This is a genomic window from Nonomuraea sp. NPDC005983, from assembly GCF_040614375.1.
In the GTDB taxonomy this organism is placed as follows: Bacteria; Actinomycetota; Actinomycetes; order Streptosporangiales; family Streptosporangiaceae; genus Nonomuraea.
On the sequence record NZ_JBEXUP010000103.1, the window covers coordinates 11,960 to 32,341 of the forward strand.

Genomic DNA, 20,382 nt, shown 5'->3' on the forward strand with positions numbered 1-20,382 from the left:
TCAATGCATGACAGTCATCGAGATCGACGGCCTTCGCAAGAGCTACAAAGCCGGCAAGGCGGTAGACGGTGTCTCCCTGAGGGTGGAACGAGGCGAGATCTTCGGAATCGTCGGCCCCAACGGAGCGGGTAAGACCACGGTCGTGGAGTGCGCGTCGGGGTTACGGCGGCCGGACAGCGGCACCCTGCGGGTGCTGGGTCTGGACCCGCAGACCAACCGGCGCGAGCTGCTGCAGCACATCGGCGCCCAGCTGCAGGAGGCGGCGCTGCCCGACGCGATCAAGGTCAGCGAGGCGTTGCGGATGTACGCCTCCTTCTACGACAGGCCCGCTGACTGGCGGGCGCTCATGGACGAGTGGGGCCTGGCCGACAAGAAGCGCGCCAGCTTCGCCAGCCTGTCCGGCGGCTGGAAACAGCGGCTGTTCATCGCCCTGGCCCTGGTCGGCAATCCGGAGGTCGTCTTCCTCGACGAGCTCACCACGGGCCTGGACCCCTCCGCCCGCCGCACGACCTGGGGTCTGATCCGCGACATGCGCAAGCGCGGAATCACCGTCGTGCTGGTCACCCACTTCATGGACGAGGCCGAGGCGCTGTGCGACCGCATCGCGATCATCGACCAGGGCCGCGTCATCGCCGAGGGCGGCCCGAGCGAGCTGATCGCGAAGGGGCGATCCGATTCGCTGGAGGGCGCGTACTTCGCGCTGACCGGAAAGGACGTGGCATGAAAGGCATCACGAGCGTCATCGCGGTCGAGCTCAAACTGATCATGCGTGATCCGATGTCGGCGTTCTTCGCCCTGGCCTTCCCTGCGATCATGCTGTGGGTCAAGATGCGCAGCGGCAAACCCCTGCCGGGCGGGCTGCCGGCCATCGACGCCACGGTGCCGATGCTGAGCATCTTCGTCATCGGCTTGGCCGGACTGGTCGTCCTCCCCGCCACCCTGGCCGGGTACAGAGAACGCCGGGTGCTGAAGCGGCTGCGTGCCACTCCCGCCTCGTCCACCATGCTGTTCGGCGCCCAGTGGGCCGCTCACATGCTGCTGGCCGCGCTCGGGACGGTGCTGTTGATCGTCATCGGCCTGGCCGCCTACGGGCTGACGGCGCCCGCGAACTCGGGGAACGTTCTTCTGGCGTGGGTGCTCAGCGCGCTGAGCCTCAGCGCCATCGGCCTCCTCGTGGGCGCGCTCGTCCCCAGCGGTCGCACCGCGACCGTGATCGGGCTGGCCCTGTTCTTTCCGATGGGCTTCCTCTCCGGCGCCGTCATCCCCCGCGAGACCATGTCCGGCTCGATGCGTGCCATCGGCGACCTGACCCCCATGGCCCCCGCAGTTCAGGCGATCCGCGACGGCTGGACCGGCGCCGCGATGTCCCCGATCACCCTGGGCGTCATGGTCGCGATCACCATCGTCGCCGGCGGCGTCGCCCTCAGGGCCTTCCGGTGGTAGCCACCGGCGGCCCCGCCGCCTCGCGCTGGGATCGGGTCTGGCCCGCCCTGCCGTACCTCTTCATCCTGCTTCCTGCGGCCTTCGCCCTGCTGCGGGACTGGAGGCCGGACGCGCTGGCGCTGGCGCTGCTGGCCGGAGCCTGGCACTGGTTCATGGTCACGGCGCATCCCGGCTGGATCGAGAGACCGGTGGCGCTGATCATCTACTTCGCCGTGGAGCTCGGCCTCATCGGGGCGCTGATGAGCGTCGACACCTTGTTCACGGTGACGGCCCTGGGGATGTTCGTCCAGTCCTTCACCCTGATTCGCGGGTGGTGGGCGTACGCAGGGGTGGCTGCGACGGCCGCTGTGCTGGTCGTCGCCCGCCCCGATCAGGGACGAACCCCGAGCCAGATGCTCTTCTCCTTCCTCGTCGCGCTGCTGGTCGCCTCGGCGATCGGCATGGTCGGCCAGGCCATCCGCGACCAGAACGAGAACCGCAAGGTGATGATCGCGCAGTTGCAGGAGGCCGGCGCCAAGCTGGCCGCGCTCGCCGAGGAGAACGCGAACCTGCAGGCCCAGCTGCTGACCAGCGCCCGCGAGGCCGGCGTGCTCGGGGAGCGGCAGCGGATGGCCAGGGAGATCCACGACACCATCGCGCAGGGGCTGACCGCCATCCTCACCCAGCTCGAAGCCGCCGACAGCACGATCGACGACGTCCCCGCCACCCGCTCGCGGCTGAACACCGTGCGCACCCTGGCCAGAGAGAGCCTGAACGAAGCCCGGCGATCCGTTCAGGCGTTGCGTCCCGCGCCGCTGGACGAGGCCCAGCTCGCCACCGCCCTGCACGACATCGCCGGGAAATGGACGCGGACCACCGGCGTCCCCGCCTCCGTGACGATCACGGGCGACTCCCGTCCGCTGCACGCGGAGGTGGAGATCGCCCTGCTGCGGGTGGCGCAGGAGGCGCTGGCCAACGTCGGCAAGCACGCCTCGGCCACCCGGGTCGGCCTCACCCTGTCATACATGGAGGACGTCGTGGTGCTGGACGTACGCGACGACGGCTCCGGCTTCAGCCCTGAGTCGGCGGGCTCCTCGGACACGGGCGGCTTCGGACTTGTCGCGATGCGCCAGCGAGTCATCCGGCTGGCCGGGAACTTCGAGATCGAGACGGCCCCCGGCCAGGGGACGGGGATCTCTGCTACCGTCCCTGCCATCCCCGCCGTCTCGGAGTCGGGATCGTGACATATGCCGATTCGTATGATCATCGTGGATGACCACCCAGTCGTCCGCGACGGGCTGCGCGGGATCTTCGCCGCCGACGACGCCTTCGAGGTCGTCGGCGAAGCGGCCGACGGGCCCGAAGCTCTCGTCCTGGCCATGCGGACCACCCCGGACGTCGTCCTCATGGACCTGCGGATGCCGAAGATGAGCGGCGCAGAGGTCATCCGCCGGCTGCGTGAGCAGACGCCCGGCATTCGCGTGCTGGTCCTGACCACCTTCGACAACGACGCCGACGTCCTGCCCGCGATCGAGCAGGGGGCCACCGGCTATCTGCTCAAGGACACCCCGCGCGCGGAACTGCGCCGCGCCGTGCAGGCGGCGGCCCGCGGTGAGACGGTGCTGTCCCCGTCCGTGGCCGGCGTGCTGACGCACAAGGCGCGCACGCCGGAGCAGCAGACGCTGAGCCGCCGGGAACTCGAGGTGCTCAGGCTCATCGCCCGTGGCGCGACCAATCGCGAGGTCGCCGCGAAACTGTTCATCACCGAGGCGACCGTGAAGACGCATCTGCTGCACATCTTCGCCAAACTCGAGGTGAAGGACCGGGCGGCCGCGGTCGCGGCAGCATACGAGACCGGACTGCTCAGGCCGGCCACCGACACCCGATAGGCGCTTACGCGTAGGCAGGTGGGTGGCCCGAGGCACAGGAGAAGACGCGTGCCCTCGTGGACAGCGTGCTCGGCCGTGTGCCCCGGTTTCGCCCTCCGCGATCCCCGAAGTGCAGGGGTGTCTCTAGCGGTAGTTCACGAACTGCAGCGCGATGTCCAGGTCCTTGCCCTTGAGCAGGGTGATGACGTCCTGGAGCTCGTCCTTCTTCTTCGAGCTGACCCGCAGTTCCTCGCCCTGGATCTGCGCCTTGACGCCCTTGGGCCCCTCGTCGCGGATCAGCTTCGAGATCTTCTTGGCGTGCTCCTGGTCGATGCCCTCCTTCAGGGTGACCAGCATGCGGTACTCCTTGCCGGACAGCTTGGGCTCGCCCGCGTCCAGGACTTTCAGCGAGAGCCCCCGCTTGACGATCTTGTCCTTGAGCACGTCGAGTGCGGCGTTCGCCCGCTCCTCGCTGTTGGCTTTGATCTCGATACCGGTCTGCCCGGACCAGCCGACGCTCGCGCCGGTGCCCTTGAAGTCGAAGCGGTGCCCGATCTCCTTGACCGTCTGGTTCAGCGCGTTGTCCACCTCCTGGCGGTCGATCTTGCTGACGATGTCGAAAGATGAATCGGCCAAAACGCACATCCTCTCAGCTGCTGCGAAAGCTCTAGGCGGTGAGCCTAGCCAGCATCGGCCCACCCGCGCAGAACGGGAGGCGTGTCCTGGCCCTTGCTCTGGCTTGGATGCCGCTGGATCAGCGTTCTCGACCGGAATGATAGGGATCAGGCGAGTGGCCAGTTACCGGACGAACCGTTCCCGAAGGTCAACGAACCGGCGCCTTTCGAGCGGAACGGATGAGTACTCGTGAGACGGGTGATGCTCCGGGAAGCCCGGCGAGCATGATCGGACGCGGGACAAACTGGTGTCACGTGTACGCCGGAAGTCCGCTATTCTTCTGTGTGTCGCCGCAGCGCGGAAGACACGGCAGGTTGCCCGAGTGGCCAAAGGGAGCGGTCTGTAAAACCGTCGGCTCAGCCTACGCAAGTTCGAACCTTGCACCTGCCACACGCAGTAAGCGCAGCTCAGAGGCCCTACGGGGCCTCTTCTGCGTTTCAGGGGGTGTGCAGCCGGATGCCGCTCTGAGCGGCCCGTTGTCGCTGGTCCACCAATATACGTGCAATGATCTTGAGCGCGTTTCCGCAGGTCGGTGGTCCGATTCGGCCAATACGCGGCCAAGAAGAAGAGCCCCGGTGGTGGGCCGGGGCTCTGGGTGCGGTTGGGACGTGGTCATGCGGCGAGTGCGTCGCCAATCCGCTTGTTGGCGATCTCCTGTTGGCCGTCGATGCACTTGGCGTAGACCCTCAGGAGGACATCGACGCTGTGGCCCGCCCTCTCGGCCACGTCCGGGGCTGAGACGCCCGCGTTGAGCCAGAGTGAGACGGCCGCGTGCCGGAGATCGTACGGGCGTTTGGCGAGCGGAGAGGCGACCTGGGCGGGTGTGAAGGCTAGGAGGCGAGCGGCCTGCCAGACCTCGGTGTAGGCGGTTGAGGCCACGACGCCGCCCCGTTCGCTGCTGAAGATGCGGCCGTCCTTGGCTGTGCCGTATTCCGCGATGTGCTCGCGAAGGATCTTGACCAGTTCTGGTGGGATGGGCACCGGGCGGACGTCTTGCCTGCCACGGTGCTTGAGGCCGCGTTCTTCATGGGCGTCTCCGCTGTCGGTCCACTGGGTGTTGACCTCTGGCCGGGACACGTCGATCGTGAGCCGCCCCCAGCCGGGCGTGGGCAGGTGGCAGTCTTGCAGTCGTAGGCCGACTGCTTCGGCCGGACGTAGGGCGGCGTAGTACATGCAGGCGAAGAGAGCCATGAGGCGCCGGCCCCTGCCGCGCTGTCCTACGTAGGTCACCGCGGTCAGCAGCTCCTGCGCCTGGCGCGGGTTCACCACGACGCGAGGGTCCACCGTCTCCGTTGTCTTGGGTGGCTTCCACTTGATCTTGTGGAGCGGATTTGCTGAAAGTTCCTCCAGTTCCACCGCGTACTCCAAGAGAGCGTGGAAGACGGCGCGTTTGCGGGCGATGGTTGTGGAGGCCGCCGCCTTGCCGTCGAGGCACAAGGTCAGGGCGTGCAGGGCGAGCCGTACCGTCTTGGCCTCCTCCAGGCTCGCCAGGTCGAGCGAGGCAGCTTTCAGCCAGGCCGCCGCCGCGCTGTGCTGCTGCGGCACATCCGGTCGCTTGTCCTCTGGCAGGAGCAGGCACTTGCGCAGGACGGTGCGAAGCTCGCGAGTGTCCGGGCGGCCTGCTCGATCCTTGCTCAGTGCGGGCAGGACCGTTGCGAGGGCGTCGGACATGCTGTCGCGGCTCTTGGCCGCCGCGTGTGGCCACTTCATCTCTATGAACGCCTGGGCGAACTCCAGGACGCTCTGAGCGTCCTTGGCCTTGATCATGGATGTGGGCAGCCCGGACATCACGTCGAACGCTTCACCGCGCTTGGCGGCCTGCCGTAGGTCGGACAGGAAGCTGTCGGCCAGAGCCTTGGTTCGGTAGGTCTTGGAGGAGCGCTTGCGGGCGACGGACCAGCGGACGACGTACGAGGGTGTCTTGCTGGACTTGTTGCGGCTGATCTCGAAGAACTTCACGTCGTACGAGGTCGTCATGCGGTGCTCCGGAGGGATTCGAGCCAGGCGTTGAGATCGCTGCGGTAGATGCGGAGTTCGCCGTTGGGCAGGCGGATGCCTTCAGGCGCCTTGCCGATCTCGCGCCAGCGGTAGAAGGTGCGGCGGGATACTCCGCCGAGTTCGTCGAGGACCTGGGCCACGGTCAGCAGTTCGTCTCGCCTGGTCATGCGGCCCTCCCCAGGTCCTCGGTTGCCGAAAGGTCTTGTCCGGCTGCTCTGGCTTCCAGCCCTCTGAGGTGAGCTCGCCAGCGTTGGCGTTCGGCCACGGTGCGCAGGAGACGGATAGCCAGCGGGGGCACGTTGGCGTCTCCGGCCGGGACGGGTCTCCAGATGTAGCGGTGTGGGTCGGTGGGTTCGTCGGCTTGGCCGAGGGCTTCCAGGACCCATGTACGGCGATCCTGCTTGTGCTCAGCGAGGGTCTTGTTGGACCACTTACGGGAGGCCAGGACCCGACGTCCGGCGTAGCCGAGGTGTTCGGGCTTGTGCGCCTTGGATCGGCACTGGCCGGGGGCCATCCCGGCTTTGGCGTTCTTGGGCTGGACGCCGTACCGCAGCCAGTTCGGGCATGTCGGCGAACACGGCTCGTAGCGCAGGGCATCGACCATGCGTGCGGCGTGCTCGCGCTGGGCTTGGCCGCCATCGAGGGTCTCGCCGATGGACTTGGTCAGGTACTTGGACAGATACCGGATGCACTGGTCAGCGTCCGGCGTACCGGCGAGAACACCTTGCACGTCCACCTGATTGCCAAAGCGGATCACGTGGAGCGGCTCGGCGTCTTCCTCGAGGGCGTCGAGGGCCTCGTCCCAGGTGGGCAGGACCTCGCCGGTTGCCGGGTCGAGATAGCCGGCCTCCTCGTCCCACACCGGCAGCTGATCGCCCTCGAAGCGGACCTCGTCGGCTTGAGGCCACCACACCTGGTGGTAGGTGGCCGCGGCGATCTGCTTGATCTCGGCACGAGGCAGGGTGCCTCGGATGGCCATGTGCAAGTGCGGGGCGAGCCGCTTTTGCGGTTCGACGGCCGCGAAGTACTGCACGTCATAGCCCGCGACCCGGCGCAGGTTCTGCACGAAGCGATCCACGAGCTTGGAGAAGTGCAGCGCGTCCTGGGCAGCGCGCCGGTAGTCGTAGGTGTCGGGATCGATCGGGACGCCGTCACGGACCTTGCCGTAGCTGGGCAGGGTGAGTGTGACGAACAGCGACGGCCGGTAGGTCTTGCCGTCGGCGCTGGTAAAGGTGCGTCCAAGGGTGGTGTTGGTCATCTTGCGCTTGGGCAGGTCGGGTGCGTCCTGCCGACGCCGGGTCGAGCGGGTGCGCTTGGGCACCGCAGATCCGGTGACGCTGCCTCGCATGCCAGCGGCGTTGATCTCGTCATCAAGGCCGGACAGGACGGCGTCCAGGTCGGTGGTGTCGTCGCCGGCCTGTTCGGCAGCGTCGCGCTTGGCCTGCATGTCGGCGCGAAACTCGACCAGCCAGCGCTGCTCCTCGTTCGGCTCATCCGGCGTGATGGTCGGTTCGGCCTCGAGGTGCCAGCCCTCGCGGCATTGAGCCATGCGGAGCTGCCGGTTGCGCTTGGCGCACGGCGGGCACTTGCTGGCGAGGACGGCCCCGCACGGAACGTCGATGATCTCGGACTTGCCGGTGACGATGTCGAGCCGACGCAGCGGGACGGGCCTGATGCAAACCCCGTGAAGCTTGGCGACCTCTTCCAGGACGTCGCGGGCCATCGGCATGGCTTGGCGGATAGCCCGGGGGAGAGCGCGATCGTGCGCATGGGTCATGCGGTCCTCCCTTCGCCGGTTGTTTCGGCCAGCCGGGCGCAGAGCCGGTAGCGCTCCAGGTCCGGGTGAGCGTGGACGCGGGGGTCGTAGAGGTCGAAGACCCGCATGCGGGGCAGGTCGTGAGCGGTCAGCAGGACCATCAGCGGGCGGCCTGCGACCAGGCTGATTTCGTCGGCGGTGCCGTGAAAGCAGATCCTCATGCCGCACCCTCGCGCGGGCCGAAGGCGTCGACCATGGCGCGGATGTCGGCATCGGAGACGTATGCGGCGCGCACCCGGAGGGGTTCGGGGCTGGCTTCCAGCCGTACGTAGCCGACGCCCGCGCCGATCTCCGGGACGGGTGAGATGTGGTCAGCGAGGGCGCCGCGATCACGTGCGCCGTCGCCGAGGACCATGTCCACTTGTTCGGACTCGTCGAGTCGTAGGGCGATCTTGTCGGGGAAGAGGTTGCGGATGTTCATGACCTCTTTGCGCGGGTCCTGGAGTGCGGCCAGGACGCCGACGCCGACCGCGCGCCCTTGGGTGGTCAGGGTGGCCAGCGCTGCGGAGATGCGTTGCCGGAGTTGCCGGTCGGACTGGTAGGCGGTCAGGAACGCCACCTCATCGACTACGACCAGGACGAACGGATCATCGACGGTGGGTGTGTGGGAGCGCTGGAGTCCGGCGAAGCGGGCAGCCCGTTTCTGCATGACGCAGACGGCCTCGTCGAGCAGGTCGGCGCACTCCTCGGGGGTGGCCGCGTACCGATCGCCGAACAGGTCGCGCCCGTAGGACAGCTCCATGAGCTTGGGGTCCAATGCCCACAACTCGACCAGGCCCGCACGGGCGGCGGGGAGCAGGGAGCGGATGACGGACCAGATGATCGACCCCTTGCCGGCCCCGGTCGCGCCCGCGACGAGGACATGGGTGCCGTGCACCTTGAGCCGCCACGGTCGCCCATCCTCACATTTGCCGATCTCGACCGGCCCCACGGTCGGTTCCTCCGGTATGGCGAGCGCTGGCAGGGGCGAGGCGAGTGGATCGCTGCGCGGGAAGGTCAGCGTCAGCCGTCCGGCCCGGGATAGGGTCACGCGGCACGACTTCGCGCCGAAGCCTTGGGCCAGGTGGTCGGTGCGGTCAGCCCAGTCCTTGACGGCCTGTCCCTTGAGCATGTGCACGGTGACCAGGTCGGCCCACGAGGTGCAGGTGACCTTGCCGAGCCGGGGGAGGTAGTCGCGGCCCCGGAGGTGCCGGCCGAGACCTGAGACGATCATGACGGGTTGCCAGTGCCGCCGGTAGATCCAGACGAGCCGGCACCAGGCCAGAAGCCGGTAGCCGACGAGACGGGCGAACGACGGCCGGTCGATGAACGCCCACGAGGCCAGGACCAAGACGACGGTGCCGAGCAGGGATGCCGCCAGCGGCCAGCCGTAGAAGTACCAGGCAGCGCCGAAGGCTACCGGGATGATGGACGCGATGGGGTGGCGCCAGATCGTACGGACGAGCCCGGCGAGCATCCGACAGACCAGGATGACGATGGTGATGATGGCGGGAGTCTTGACGACGGCCGGTCGGAAGACGACGGCCGTGTCGGGCGTGGTGGAGACGAGGTTGCGCGCCTCGTCGCCAGGCAGCCGCTTGAACATAAGCTGGGAACCTCTCGTGATGTGGAGTCAGGGGAGAACCGAGGGGCCGCCGGAAGTTGCCGCTTCCAGCGGCCCCGCCTGATGTCAGGCCGCCGGGTCGGTGGCGCCCTTGGTGGTGGCCGACTGTTCGGCGTGCAACTGCTCGCACTCGGCCAGGTAGCGAGCGGCAGCGGTGAAGATCTCTCTGGCGGTGGCCAGGTCGGTGTCGGTGACCGGCCCGGCTCCGGTGGTGGAGATGTGCACGTCGGCCTCGTGAGAGTTGAACTCCAGGTACGGCCGCGGGCTGCTGAGCAGGAGTCCGGAGCGAACCTTGAGGTCGGGCGTGTGGAAGGAGACGCCGACGTGCGGCGTGGACTCCGGGCGCAGGGACAGGGTGACGTAGGTGTACGGGCCGAGATTCATGCCGCGACCCCCTTGCCGTCGGGCAGCCCGTAGAAGCTGCGCTCCAGGGAGCGGGCGAAGCGGTGGGCCTCGCGGGCGAGCTGGCGCGCGAACTCCAGGTCATCGGCCGTCACGGGTCCGCCGGTGGTGACCAGGACGGAGGTGGCGCCGAAGTCGAGCGCCAGGACGGGCTCCCGGCGGGTGAACGGGTGGTTGAGGGTGCGGGCGGCGTGCCCAGTGGTCAGTCGGATCACGCTGGTGCGCGGGGTACGGCGACGGGTCATTTAGGCGGCGTCCTTTCCGGCTGAAGCCTTGCTCTGGGTGGGCTGGGTGGTCTGGCGGGGTGCGTGCATCTCGCGGACCTTGATCGAGTACGCGAGGCGACCGGCGGCGTTGACGTACGGCGTGATCGTGATGCCGTCGAACTCGACCGGCGTGAACGGCAGCCCCGGCATCGGAGACGGCGGCACCGGCTGGACCGGGGCCAGGATCTTGACCGCCACGGTCTTCTGGGCGGGCTTGAGGGTCGGGTCACCGTCCATGACCGCGACCTGCCAGACCAGCTCAGCGGTCTGCTTGTCGCGGGCCTGCACGAACCGGCCGTTGGACGAGGCGTCGAAGTCCTTGACGGGCTCGACCTCGCCGACGATGTAGCAGCCGTGCGGGAAGACCATGTTGTACGTGACGGGGATGGGTCCCTGGATTGCCATGCTGTTCCTCTCGATAGCGGTGGAGAGCCCTTCGATCGCTCGTCCACTTGTCCGCATGAGTTGAGAGTAAGTTATCGCAACTCATCCGCACAAGTGGATGACTGGTAAGTGGCGGGTAAGAGTTAGCTCACCTTGAAGACATCTTCGAGCTCGTGCAGGCTCCCGGGCAGGGCCAGGCTCGCCACCATCAGCACGTCGCCGGCCGGGTCATGCACGGTGGCCAGCACGCCGAGGACCGGGTTGGATGACCCGAGCAGCTCGGCTTCCTCCTGAGTGGGCATGCGCGCGCTGACTCGCTCGGTGATGTGGTCGAAGCGCAGGTGCTTGACCGCCTGGAGGTGCTGGCGGATGCCGCGCCGCAGGGGTTCGGGCTTGTCCAGGTCGGTGCCGATGGCATGCTCCAGCGGCACCCAGACCGTCTCCACGGCCGAGATCACGTCCGCCTGTCGAGCCACCCGCTTACGCATGATCACTGGGGTTTGCTCGGCAACACCCAGCAGACGCGCTACATGCCGTGGGGCTGGAACGCGCCCGGCTTCCACCACCGCATCGGCGCTCTCGCCCTGTTCGGTAGTCATCTGGCTGGGCCGTACCCGCTCGGCCGCGCTCTCCGGACGACCCTTCACAAAGGAGCCACGCCCGTGTTCGCGCTCGATCCAACCTTGCATGGCCAACGTCTGAAGCGCACGCACCACCGTGGTTCGGCCGACGCCCAATTCGCGCACGAGCTGTGTTTCGGACGGCAGCATGTCGCCCGGGGCGTACTCGCCCGACTCGATACGCTCTTGAATGGCCCGCATCACCTGGGCGTATTTCGGTGGGGCGAAGTCCATGCTCATCTCAACCGCCCGTTCGCTCTTGCACTCATGCGCACAAGCACAGTACCGGCTAAGGATGTGCTTGTCAGGCCCCATCAGGGTGCAGGCATAGTGACCTTACTGCCGTCTCGATCAAGGGCATCGAGGAGCGTGAGGCACTTCGCGCACGCCTGAGGGGCAGTGGGGGAGAAGGTCAGCGACCAACCGCAGAAGGGCAACGGCTTGACCGGCGAAGAACAAATGGCGACCTTCGTTCCAGGTGCGACGGCGTGCTGCTTCAGGACGCGGCCCTCTCTCGTGAAGCCGGCCACGTACGTCTGGACAGCGACCTCAGACTCGCCCGTCGGTTCATGAATCGCAAGGTCATCCCACGCGACAGCCCAACGCTGCGCACCTTCCGGAAGGTCGTACCACTCGCCGTCGAGCTTCAGGAGAGCGACGTTGCCCTCGCGCAGCACCGCCACCACCCGCCCTTCGCGCCCGATCAACATAGATCGGTAGGCCCGCGTGGAGGCGGGGCTGTGCTCCATGGTCACGATCGTTGCGCGGCTCCCAACACGCTCCCACGTGTTCATTGAGGCTCCGCAGAGGGCGCCTCGTGTCGGCCCACCTCAGTGCATTGCTGGCTACGCAATTCCTCGTACCGCATAGCGATACGGCGAGCCGCCCGAAATGGATCAGTCGCCGGATGCCAGGCATAAATGACGCGCCGACGGCCGGCATTCCACCCGGTACGCCACCAAAAGCGCCCACCGTCGCACCATACGACCAGGCCCACCCAGACCGAAACCAACGCCAGCCCATAACCGTCATGGACATCGGCCTTGATTCCGTCGTGACGCAAAGCCTCTTGCAGGAGCTCGGCCGACTGGCAGGGATCCGTACCGATCATCATGGGGGCGATCATTTGGCGACCCGCTCAAATAGTACGGAACCCGCCGGGTCGAGATATGCCCGGAAGATATGACGGCTTGACCAGCCGTCCGCACCCGCACCGAAGTCAAAGACCTTGTGCACGATGCTGCCCCGAATAGAGGCGTCACCCGGCATGCCCCGCATCGCCTTGCGCAGCTCGTCCATCGCGGTGGCCTGGAAGGCAGAGGACCCGCACGGTCCCAGGGCCTCACCCTGCTCCGAGGCGATGCGGACTTCCCACTCGAACCGCTCCTGCGGCGTCTCGGCCGGACCCGTGCAGTGCAGGCAGTCCTCTTGGGTGGATGCCGCCAGACCCAGCCCCGAAGCCGCCACGTGGCCGCGCCGGGTGACGATCTTCCAGCCTCGTCCCTCGCACTCTGTGCATCTGACTGGCGTTGTCATGCCGGACAGCATGGTTGCCGATACTTTTCTTACCTATCCCACGCTGATATACGACGATGGGATATAGGCTCCGCCACACGGCAATGCATCATCCGGACATTGACAAAGCCGGAGGTCAGCAATGCAGAATGGCGCGTTTGACCCAATTGAGCTACCCGCCGCTGTCTGGGAACAGGAACAGACCCGGGGAATTCTCAGAGAGCGCGACATTGCCGGACTTTTCGGTCTTGCGGTCAAATACGGCGCGAGTCAGGTTCGCATCGGCACCGCCACCGGCCTCGGTCAGCCTCGCGTCAACGCCATCCTGCGCGGCAACGGAACGATCAAAGAACTCGCCGTCATCGAGCGCATCGCCTCTGGCCTACGCCTGCCCGACCACGCCCGCATGCTCCTCGGCCTGGCCCCACTCGACATCGCCTCGCCCACGGGCGACCACGACGACGAACACGAGGAACAAACCACCGAACTAATCAGCCGCCTGGACGCCGCCGCAGCAGTCGACCCCACCACGGTCATGATCCTGCGCACTGACACGAACAACCTGCGCTTGCTGGACCGCCGTCTCGGAGGTCCTGCCATCGCCGACAAGATGCAAGCCCAGATGGCCCAGATCCAGCGCGCCCACCGCCACGCCATCCGCCCCGGCCTACGCGCCGACCTGGCGCACCTACTCGCCGAAACCGCCTCACTCGCGGGATGGCAGGCCATCAACACCCTGGCACTGAACGACGCCTGGACGCACTACGAGCGCGCCAAGGCCGCCGCATATGAGGCTGACGACGCGGCCCTGCTGGCCTACGTCTCTGGCGAACAGGCGTACGTCCTCATGGAGCTCGGCCGCCCCGCCGAAGCCACCGAACTCCTGCAGCATGTTCACGAGCAGCACGGTGCGCATGTGCCGGCTCGCCTTCGCACCTGGCTCTCAGCCGCTGAAGCCGAAGCCGCCGCCATCCTCGGCGACGACAGCACCTGCCGCGCGGCTCTCGACCAGGCCGCCGCCCTTCTCCCCGAAGGGGACGGCGACCCGGACATGCCGTACCTGTCCATCAACGCCCACCACGTAGCCCGGTGGCGCGGCAACTGTCTCGTGCGTTTCGGCGACCCAGACACCGCCGAAGACCTTCGCTCGGCCCTTGCAGGTATGGACGGCACCTACAACAGAGCCGAATCCGGCGTACGTTGCGACCTCGGCCATGCCCTCCTGGCCGTCGGCGACCCCGAAGCCGCCCAGCCCCACATTCAGCGCGCTCAGCAACTGGCCACCATGACCGGCAGTCGCAGACAGCGCCGCCGCATCGACGAACTGTCGAAAGCCGTCAACCGCGCTCTCGGCCGTTGAGCCACACCTGAGCCTGAAGCAACCCGATCAACGTCCCGGACGTCCAGATGTCCCCGCGGGCAATCATGCCGGGAACCTCCGCCATCGGAACCCACTCGATCCGGTCGGCCTCCACCTCTCCTTCAGGTGTGCCCACCAGCTCGGCGCCGCGCGCTACGAACAGCAGGTGCTCCGCATCCACCATGCCGGCCATCGGCTGATAGCTCACCAGGTGCTCAACGTTGTTCGGCCGGTACCCGGTCTCCTCCTGCACCTCACGGATAGCGGTCCTCATTGGGTCCTCACCCGCGTCGACCAGACCTCCGGGAAGTTCCCATCCCCACCGATCGAACACGAACCGATGCCGCCACATCAGCAAGACGCGATCCTGCTCATCGAGTACGACTGCGATGGCGGCCCGATCCAGATGCACCACGTGATGCTCGAACCGTTCCCCGCCCGGGATCTCCACATCGGCCAGCCCCAGCCGAATCCACCGGTTGTCATAGATCAGCCGTTCCCCATGCACGACCCAGCGCGTCAGCTCAGCGTCATCAGCCACACCGCGAAGCTATCGTCTTGCTCGTTCGCGGTACATGGCTTCTAGCCGAGACAGCGACGACACACTGTGCTGGCGACCTGGGTGTGAGGCTCTGCCTCATCAAGGGACGCATCGCCGCTGACGTTTCGGGCCGCGGACCGTCTACGTCGAGCTTGTCACCGATCAAGCACAGATCAGCCAGGAGCTCGTGGCTCTCGTTAGTTCGCTTCTGGCGTCTGGCAGGAAGATCACGCAGAAGAGGATCACAACGAAGAAGCCACGAGCAAAATCCACAATACGTGAAGCACAGCTGGAGCAGGATGATGCGGCTAGCCTGAGAGCATCGGCGAAGGTCCGCAACCAATACTCAAGCTGAACGGAAACTACCCCTGAGCCGAAGAGTCCTCGACGGCGCGTCAATACGTCGCCGCAAACCTAGAAACTAATGGGCTTGACGATACCCATGTCAGCTGTCTCTTAGCAGACAACAATCTCGGCGTGGCCTCATCAGCTTCATGGTGATCAGAAGGTCGGCTGTAACCCAAGAGACACAACAACGATGCAGGGCAATGCATCTGCCGGGCCAAGTCATCCCAAGTGGTGGCGAGTATCGCCATCAAGTATAGTCGCCGCCAAGTTTCTTGAACAATTCCTTCGCTCCGCCGCTGGTAAGTTCACCCAGTGCATTCCGCACGACCTCAGAGCGAAGATCAAGGGCTAAAAGCTTGTCATCGATCTTGGTTACGGCATCAATGCGCTGGAAACAGTCAAAGTGCTCAGCAGCATAGCTCGCTAGACCTCGGAGCTTAGCTAAAGCGTCCTCTAGAAAGAGCCCATGAGGATCGACGATCGATGGCTTGACGCCTTGGTCTGTCCGGTGAAACAGAATAAAGTCTGGATACAGTGATCGGTCGAAATGAGCGCCACGATATGGAATACGCAGTGATGCATTTCCCCCTGTTGGGTTACGGTACCATCCGACCAGATCAATGTCTTCAAGCTCCCGTTCAAGGACCTCCACCTCCCAGCCCTTTAGATCGCATGGGTAGGTGCCGTCTTCAGCAGCGAGGAGATGCTTCGTCCAGCGCCGTCCAGCGTCACTTACCACCTTCGAGTTCGGCAGCACCAAGTCGGTTAGCTCCGGGCTGCGAGTTTCTCGCTTAACAGGCTCGTAGGCTACCTTTCGGGCGTCAGGCAGTTTAGAGATCGACGATTGATATTGGCGGAGCCACGTTCGTACCAGTTGCTCGGCCGCAGACTCAACAGCTTCGACCACCTCCGGATGTAATGCTAGGACTGCTGTTATCGCCTTGGCCTCTGTCGGATCGTACTCGTCATCTGTTTGAGCCTCGACAAGCTCGTTCCAGTAGTTACTAGCAACGCCCTCGGGCAATTTGCGCTTGGCAACCTTGTAGAGGTCTTCAATGTTGTTGTCGTCTCGATCAACCTCGTACGATGTGTCGAGCGGCAGGTCATCGATAGACTCAGCGGCGAGAAGACTATATGTCCGCTCGATTTTAAGGCTTCGGACACGGGCCAACGCAAGCTGGAATCGCCCTTCCTTCTCCAGCCGCTTACGTTGTGTAGTAAGACCGCCGTTGAGGTGGATACGGACCTGGGCGATCGCTTCTTCGACGATATGGTCCCCTGTCAGGAGAGTGGCCAATGTATGTAGCCGAGATATCTGTGTACGATAGATGCGCCCCGGCACGACATATGTCGGAAGTCCTTGAAGTAAGACTACGAGCTCGTCAGGTAGGCTTTCGTTCCATTCAACCACGAGTGGATCTGTGACTATCTCCACTGGCGGCTCGTCGTTCTTTCCTTCAGCGAATCTATCGACGATTTCCCCAACTTGCTGCTTGTTGAAGCGTGGCAGGTAGCAGTGCACGTCATTTAGTGTCTGGTCGGTGGCGATACGGCGTGCCAAAGGCGTGCGCACCATTCGGCCGATCAGCTGGGCGATGTACGTATAATCGGCTGCGCTACGAAGTGATATAAGCACCTCAGCCCGGGGACAGTCCCACCCGGTTGAGATAGCGTCCTTGCATAGCACAACTCGAACTGAGGAGTCGTCTTGGATATCTTGTGGCTTCATGTAGTTAATCGTATGGCCAGCAACACTAACTGCCGAATGTTCCCCGAACGTATTAACGACGTTCTCGTCCCTAAGGCGCGGCCATGAGTCGAAAATCGCAGATAGCAGTTCTGTCATTTCGGAATCGGAGGGCTTGTTTTGTACCTGAACCACGAGAACGGGATTGACCGGCGGCTCGCCCTGGCCAGCGGCGTAGTTCCGCCAATTCTTCTCAAATTGTAGCGTCTGAAAGACGGCGGCCCGAGTAAGAGTAGTGTCGCCCTCAACCTGTCCGGCGGCGGGGTTGTCAAGAATAATCTTGTCCTTGAGAAGCCCCGATGCTCGCACCTCGTCAAGTGGAACGATAACTTGCTTATTAGAGCGATGGCCATTCCATCGCCCAATGGCTTGAATGAATCTCTCCGGTGTTGCGCTGATTCCCCAGATAATGGGTGCTGGAGGGTTAATATCCTCCTGTCCGTTAATAATCCGCGATACGATCGTCGGCCGATCGCTCTCCTGCTTCATGCCGCGATGCGCCTCATCGATAACTACATAGAAATGTGCACCGTTATCACGGATGGTGTTTGAGATGGTCTCCCACAGAGAGTAGCTTCGGAGATTAGTATTGCTCCTCGAAAGGGGATTGCTTCGCGCTAGCTTCTGGATGTTGAGGAAGTAGACCCGTAGCGGCTGAAAGGCTTCATCATCGAATCCAGCATCGATTGTAATGAGGCGGCTAGGGCCGAGAGTGGAGGAGGCCTGTAGCATATTGCGCTTAGTTTGTTCGTTCAGGGCAGGATCGTCTGTTACCCACAGTACCGTTGCGAGTGGATCAGGCGAAAATTTACCGGCGCCATCGAATAGGGCTTCAATCACCGCAGTTGCAATTACGGTCTTTCCTGCACCTGTAGGTGCACTTAGGGCGATCGACCACAGGCTGCTTGGGTCTTCCTGGAAGTCTTTGCCGGCCCGACGGAGGGTCTTCGAGATCTCGTTCGCAGCAGCAAGCTGGTAGTCCTTGAGGATGTACCTCACCCCTGCCCCCTGGTGTTTATTTCGAAGGTGCTTAAGTAATCGCCATAGAGTTGGGTGCTGTCTATGTTGGTAGGCAGTTCCGTAAGAATCTGCTGAAAAGTCGCCTCTGAGTCGGTAACGACGAAGGCATGAACGATGTCAGTGTGTTTCTGCACGTGGTCGACGAATTCGCGCCAGTGATCAGTATCAAACAGGATGCCATAATAGGATCCATCCGGGATGGTCCATGTTTTAGAAGCCTTATTGATTCGCTCGCCTCGAGCGCCCGCCTTTAGCCACATGAGCGCCGCTACCGCCTCGAATTTTCTCCCGAGACTTACGAGGTCGGGATCTTCATAAGTAAGGTCAAAGAACTCCACGTTCTCGAGCAAACCGACCAACATTGGGCTTCCATTGGCGTTCTTCAATGTAGCTGGAATCGATGATCCATCTGCTCGACGCCCAAGGATTGCAGCCTCAACCCGTGGTCGTGTCACGTGGCGAAAGATCCCTTGCGACTGCCATTCATCGTCGACCGAGGTATAGCCTTGATCTCGTAACTGACGCTGACGTTCGGGGCCAACCTCGTTGTTCGTCACAAGGATACATTGACGTAAACCGCCATCCTCGGCGTTAAGCATAGCTGTCGCATGTAAAGTGGTGCCAGAGCCTGCGAAGAAATCGACAATGATGGCCTTCTTTTTATGCCGTGTCAAAAGGTCGAGAGTGTCACGGACTGCATAGACAGACTTAGGGTAATCGAATGCCCTTTCACCTACTAGGCCTTCGACAACTGCCGTACCACCGACACCAGCGTCATGTGCCGTCCGATGCCAGACGGTTTTAACCCTCCGACTCGTTGAAGCCTCATTCGCGTAAACTACGTCGACCACGCCTGTGACGGGATCCACCGACTTGATTTCTAGGATCCCAGAGGCGATCTGGTTCTGAGGCTCCGTGGTCAGATATGAGATACCCCACGTCTTGCGATTGGAGTCGTAGTTGCCTAATGCGACATAGCCTTTTTCGGCCCACTCTCGAAGCGTCTGAGGTTTGAGCATCCAGCGGCCCCAGGTTCCGTCTTTGCGTATGGGCCATACTGCTATGCACTCATCGATGAGATCAGTGGGGTCAGGGTCTACCTCGAGTGGTGGTGATATGCCTGCACCAAGGATCCGCCGAGTTTTCGGATCTATTAGAACTGGATAGAAGAAGGTTGGATGTTGTTCTCTTCGAGAGTTGCTGCCGGAGCGCAAGAGACCCTTCCACCGTGGCCTTACTTCTTCGCTGTCTGGGATGTCCCCCGCACCTGGTGTAAGCAGATCGTCGGATATGCTGCTGGCTACTGCTGATCCGAAGAAGCAGAAGAAAGCGTACTCTTCTACGCGCGAAAGTGTAGTTCGAGTTACCCCCTTCGGATTGGCAACTATGGTAACCAGCTGTCGTGTGGCCTCGGGAAAAAGCTTTTCGAGCAGCATTCCGAGATGATGTACTTCGTTTTCGTCGATGGTGACCACAAGTGACGCGTCGTTAGGGTTAAGTAGTCTCTTGGCGATCCGGAGACGTCGCTCCATCATGGCTAGCCATTTGCTATGCCTGTACTGGTCAATGCCGTCCACGTAGTCGTTATTATATTTCCAGTCGCGAGCCCCGGAGTTGTACGGCGGGTCGATATATATGACGTCTATCTTGCGCTCATGTGTATACAGCAGAGCCTCGAGAGCATGGAAATTCTCGGCGTTCATGACGACATGAAAGGGTTTATCACCGCCTCTTTCGATCGTTCCAAGTGATCTCAAGCCTGGATAGATCGGCTCACCAAATTCTCTGATCACGACTAGGTCCGAGATGTCAATCTCTGACTTCTCGGCATTCTCGTCCATGGAGACGATCAGCGCGGATCCGCCAAAGACCTTTTCGACACGGTAGAGCGCCTCGTCGTCCGCGCTGAGGATCCTTACTGTGCAGTTCCGGCGGATCTTATAGTCGTAGAGTTCAACAGTCTCGGGCTTGTGCTGCTGATAGACGAGGCCGAATGACTGCCTGGTCAGGAGATTGGCTACCTGCTCTCGCAGGAGTTGGCGTAGAGCTGGATCGGCTACCTTGTCGATCAAGGCGTCGATGTGAGCCATCCGCGTCCTCCGCGCCCGCCGTAAGAGCCTCAAGAAGGCCCGACTTGTCAGCCGGCCATCAATGTCCCAAAAGTTCCGGCGGTTTGCTATATCCCCCGATCTTGTTTGCCGTTTCGTAACTAATCGCCACGTGAGAGAAACCTAATGGTAGAGCACTATGCGAGATAAGAGGCAAGCCGTAAAGGTCGAATCGTCCTGTAGTAGTCCCTTTTTTGGTTCGCCTGTGCTTCCGTTTTGGGCTGTCCGTGTGAGTCGTTCCCTGTAGCTGACCTGGCGGTATTGAGGGGGGTAGGGGTTCTAAGTGCGCATCTATGTAGGCCGGAAGTCGTTTCGGTTGGAAGGATGTCGCTATCCTGTTGTGAGAGTCAGTCAGTGTCGGGCATGACAATTCGCAGACCGACCGCCAGTAGTTTCGGATCGAGGTGGACGACATTCTGGCTCTTATTGTCCAGACCGATATTGGCTGTCCGAAGCCAAGGCGGAGCAACGTTGGCAGCAACGTCCTCACTTGGGAGTGCAAATCCAGCTATCGGCTACACCCCTTCGCCATAGTCTCCTGGAGCGTTCGGCCACCTGAGTCAGTGGATGGTCGATGAGGCCTGTTGCCGAATTGCTCTTATAGTGATCAAGCGGCGGCGCGGCGCGCCGCCGTACCCCCGGCCCTCCGCCCGCCCGCCGTCCGGGCGTGCGGCCTGGGGGCCGGTCCC

The 20,382-nt window shown here is 63.5% G+C and carries 20 protein-coding genes and 1 tRNA gene; 6 read left to right on the plus strand and 15 right to left on the minus strand.

The annotated features are described in order from the left end of the window. Positions 1-7: 7 nt before the first annotated feature. From ABZ297_RS33600 to ABZ297_RS33615, 4 genes are read left to right on the plus strand one after another with little or no spacing between them, the layout of a single operon-like run. A complete protein-coding gene (locus tag ABZ297_RS33600; protein WP_355354783.1) occupies positions 8-724 on the plus strand; it encodes an ABC transporter ATP-binding protein in 717 nt (238 codons plus the stop codon). Then, the gene (locus ABZ297_RS33605) at positions 721-1,443 is read left to right on the plus strand and encodes an ABC transporter permease (RefSeq protein ID WP_355354786.1); all 723 of its coding nucleotides are present in this window, start codon (positions 721-723) and stop codon (positions 1,441-1,443) included. Before ABZ297_RS33600 ends, ABZ297_RS33605 begins: the two co-directional genes overlap by 4 nt. Further along, positions 1,437-2,666 carry a sensor histidine kinase gene (locus tag ABZ297_RS33610; protein ID WP_355354789.1) on the plus strand — a complete coding sequence of 410 codons (1,230 nt, stop codon included), beginning with the start codon at positions 1,437-1,439 and terminating at the stop codon, positions 2,664-2,666. Before ABZ297_RS33605 ends, ABZ297_RS33610 begins: the two co-directional genes overlap by 7 nt. 15 nt (positions 2,667-2,681) lie before the next feature. Beyond that, positions 2,682-3,311, plus strand: a complete 630-nt coding sequence (locus tag ABZ297_RS33615; protein ID WP_355354792.1) for a response regulator transcription factor — start codon at positions 2,682-2,684, stop codon at positions 3,309-3,311. A gap of 123 nt (positions 3,312-3,434) precedes the next feature. Here the strand turns inward: ABZ297_RS33615 and ABZ297_RS33620 are convergent, their stop codons facing one another. Further along, positions 3,435-3,935 carry a YajQ family cyclic di-GMP-binding protein gene (locus ABZ297_RS33620; protein WP_355354795.1) on the minus strand — a complete coding sequence of 167 codons (501 nt, stop codon included), beginning with the start codon at positions 3,933-3,935 and terminating at the stop codon, positions 3,435-3,437. 338 nt (positions 3,936-4,273) lie between these two features. On the opposite strand from ABZ297_RS33620, the gene ABZ297_RS33625 reads away from it, so the two are divergent. Further along, a tRNA-Tyr gene (locus tag ABZ297_RS33625) sits at positions 4,274-4,355 on the plus strand. Between the two features lie 222 nt (positions 4,356-4,577). Here ABZ297_RS33625 and ABZ297_RS33630 read toward each other — a convergent pair. The 11 genes from ABZ297_RS33630 to ABZ297_RS33680 all read right to left on the minus strand — a co-directional run bounded on the left by ABZ297_RS33630 (position 4,578) and on the right by ABZ297_RS33680 (position 12,590). Next, the gene (locus ABZ297_RS33630; protein ID WP_355354798.1) at positions 4,578-5,942 is read right to left on the minus strand and encodes a tyrosine-type recombinase/integrase; all 1,365 of its coding nucleotides are present in this window, start codon (positions 5,940-5,942) and stop codon (positions 4,578-4,580) included. Beyond that, the gene (locus ABZ297_RS33635; RefSeq protein ID WP_355354801.1) at positions 5,939-6,130 is read right to left on the minus strand and encodes a helix-turn-helix domain-containing protein; all 192 of its coding nucleotides are present in this window, start codon (positions 6,128-6,130) and stop codon (positions 5,939-5,941) included. Before ABZ297_RS33635 ends, ABZ297_RS33630 begins: the two co-directional genes overlap by 4 nt. Continuing rightward, positions 6,127-7,740: a replication initiator gene (locus tag ABZ297_RS33640; RefSeq protein ID WP_355354803.1), complete on the minus strand. Its 1,614-nt coding sequence runs from the start codon at positions 7,738-7,740 to the stop codon at positions 6,127-6,129. The genes ABZ297_RS33635 and ABZ297_RS33640 overlap by 4 nt, the downstream gene beginning before the upstream one ends. Beyond that, positions 7,737-7,940, minus strand: a complete 204-nt coding sequence (locus ABZ297_RS33645) for a hypothetical protein (RefSeq protein ID WP_355354806.1) — start codon at positions 7,938-7,940, stop codon at positions 7,737-7,739. The genes ABZ297_RS33640 and ABZ297_RS33645 overlap by 4 nt, the downstream gene beginning before the upstream one ends. Then, positions 7,937-9,364: an FtsK/SpoIIIE domain-containing protein gene (locus ABZ297_RS33650; protein ID WP_355354809.1), complete on the minus strand. Its 1,428-nt coding sequence runs from the start codon at positions 9,362-9,364 to the stop codon at positions 7,937-7,939. Before ABZ297_RS33650 ends, ABZ297_RS33645 begins: the two co-directional genes overlap by 4 nt. Before the next feature lie 84 nt (positions 9,365-9,448). Further along, positions 9,449-9,766, minus strand: a complete 318-nt coding sequence (locus ABZ297_RS33655; RefSeq protein ID WP_355354812.1) for a hypothetical protein — start codon at positions 9,764-9,766, stop codon at positions 9,449-9,451. Further along, complete coding sequence (locus tag ABZ297_RS33660) at positions 9,763-10,029, minus strand: hypothetical protein (RefSeq protein ID WP_355354814.1); 267 nt, start codon at positions 10,027-10,029, stop codon at positions 9,763-9,765. Before ABZ297_RS33660 ends, ABZ297_RS33655 begins: the two co-directional genes overlap by 4 nt. Next, the gene (locus ABZ297_RS33665; RefSeq protein WP_355354817.1) at positions 10,030-10,455 is read right to left on the minus strand and encodes a plasmid replication, integration and excision activator; all 426 of its coding nucleotides are present in this window, start codon (positions 10,453-10,455) and stop codon (positions 10,030-10,032) included. It abuts the gene before it with no gap. A gap of 122 nt (positions 10,456-10,577) precedes the next feature. Continuing rightward, entirely contained in the window at positions 10,578-11,294 is a 717-nt protein-coding gene (locus ABZ297_RS33670) for a GntR family transcriptional regulator (protein ID WP_355354820.1), read from the minus strand. Between the two features lie 74 nt (positions 11,295-11,368). Beyond that, a complete protein-coding gene (locus ABZ297_RS33675; RefSeq protein ID WP_355354823.1) occupies positions 11,369-11,848 on the minus strand; it encodes a hypothetical protein in 480 nt (159 codons plus the stop codon). 328 nt (positions 11,849-12,176) lie between these two features. Next, entirely contained in the window at positions 12,177-12,590 is a 414-nt protein-coding gene (locus ABZ297_RS33680) for a hypothetical protein (RefSeq protein ID WP_355354825.1), read from the minus strand. Between the two features lie 121 nt (positions 12,591-12,711). Between ABZ297_RS33680 and ABZ297_RS33685 the strand changes: the two genes are divergently transcribed. Then, a complete protein-coding gene (locus ABZ297_RS33685) occupies positions 12,712-13,929 on the plus strand; it encodes an XRE family transcriptional regulator (RefSeq protein WP_355354828.1) in 1,218 nt (405 codons plus the stop codon). Here the strand turns inward: ABZ297_RS33685 and ABZ297_RS33690 are convergent. From ABZ297_RS33690 to ABZ297_RS33700, 3 genes are all read right to left on the minus strand, one after another. Next, positions 13,907-14,470, minus strand: coding sequence for an NUDIX hydrolase (locus ABZ297_RS33690; RefSeq protein WP_355354831.1), 564 nt, complete (start codon positions 14,468-14,470; stop codon positions 13,907-13,909). The two genes, ABZ297_RS33685 and ABZ297_RS33690, sit on opposite strands and share 23 nt — an antisense overlap. Before the next feature lie 595 nt (positions 14,471-15,065). Next, positions 15,066-17,564: a DEAD/DEAH box helicase family protein gene (locus ABZ297_RS33695; RefSeq protein WP_355354834.1), complete on the minus strand. Its 2,499-nt coding sequence runs from the start codon at positions 17,562-17,564 to the stop codon at positions 15,066-15,068. After that, entirely contained in the window at positions 17,561-19,675 is a 2,115-nt protein-coding gene (locus ABZ297_RS33700) for a DNA methyltransferase (RefSeq protein ID WP_355354837.1), read from the minus strand. Before ABZ297_RS33700 ends, ABZ297_RS33695 begins: the two co-directional genes overlap by 4 nt. Between the last annotated feature and the right edge of the window lie 707 nt (positions 19,676-20,382).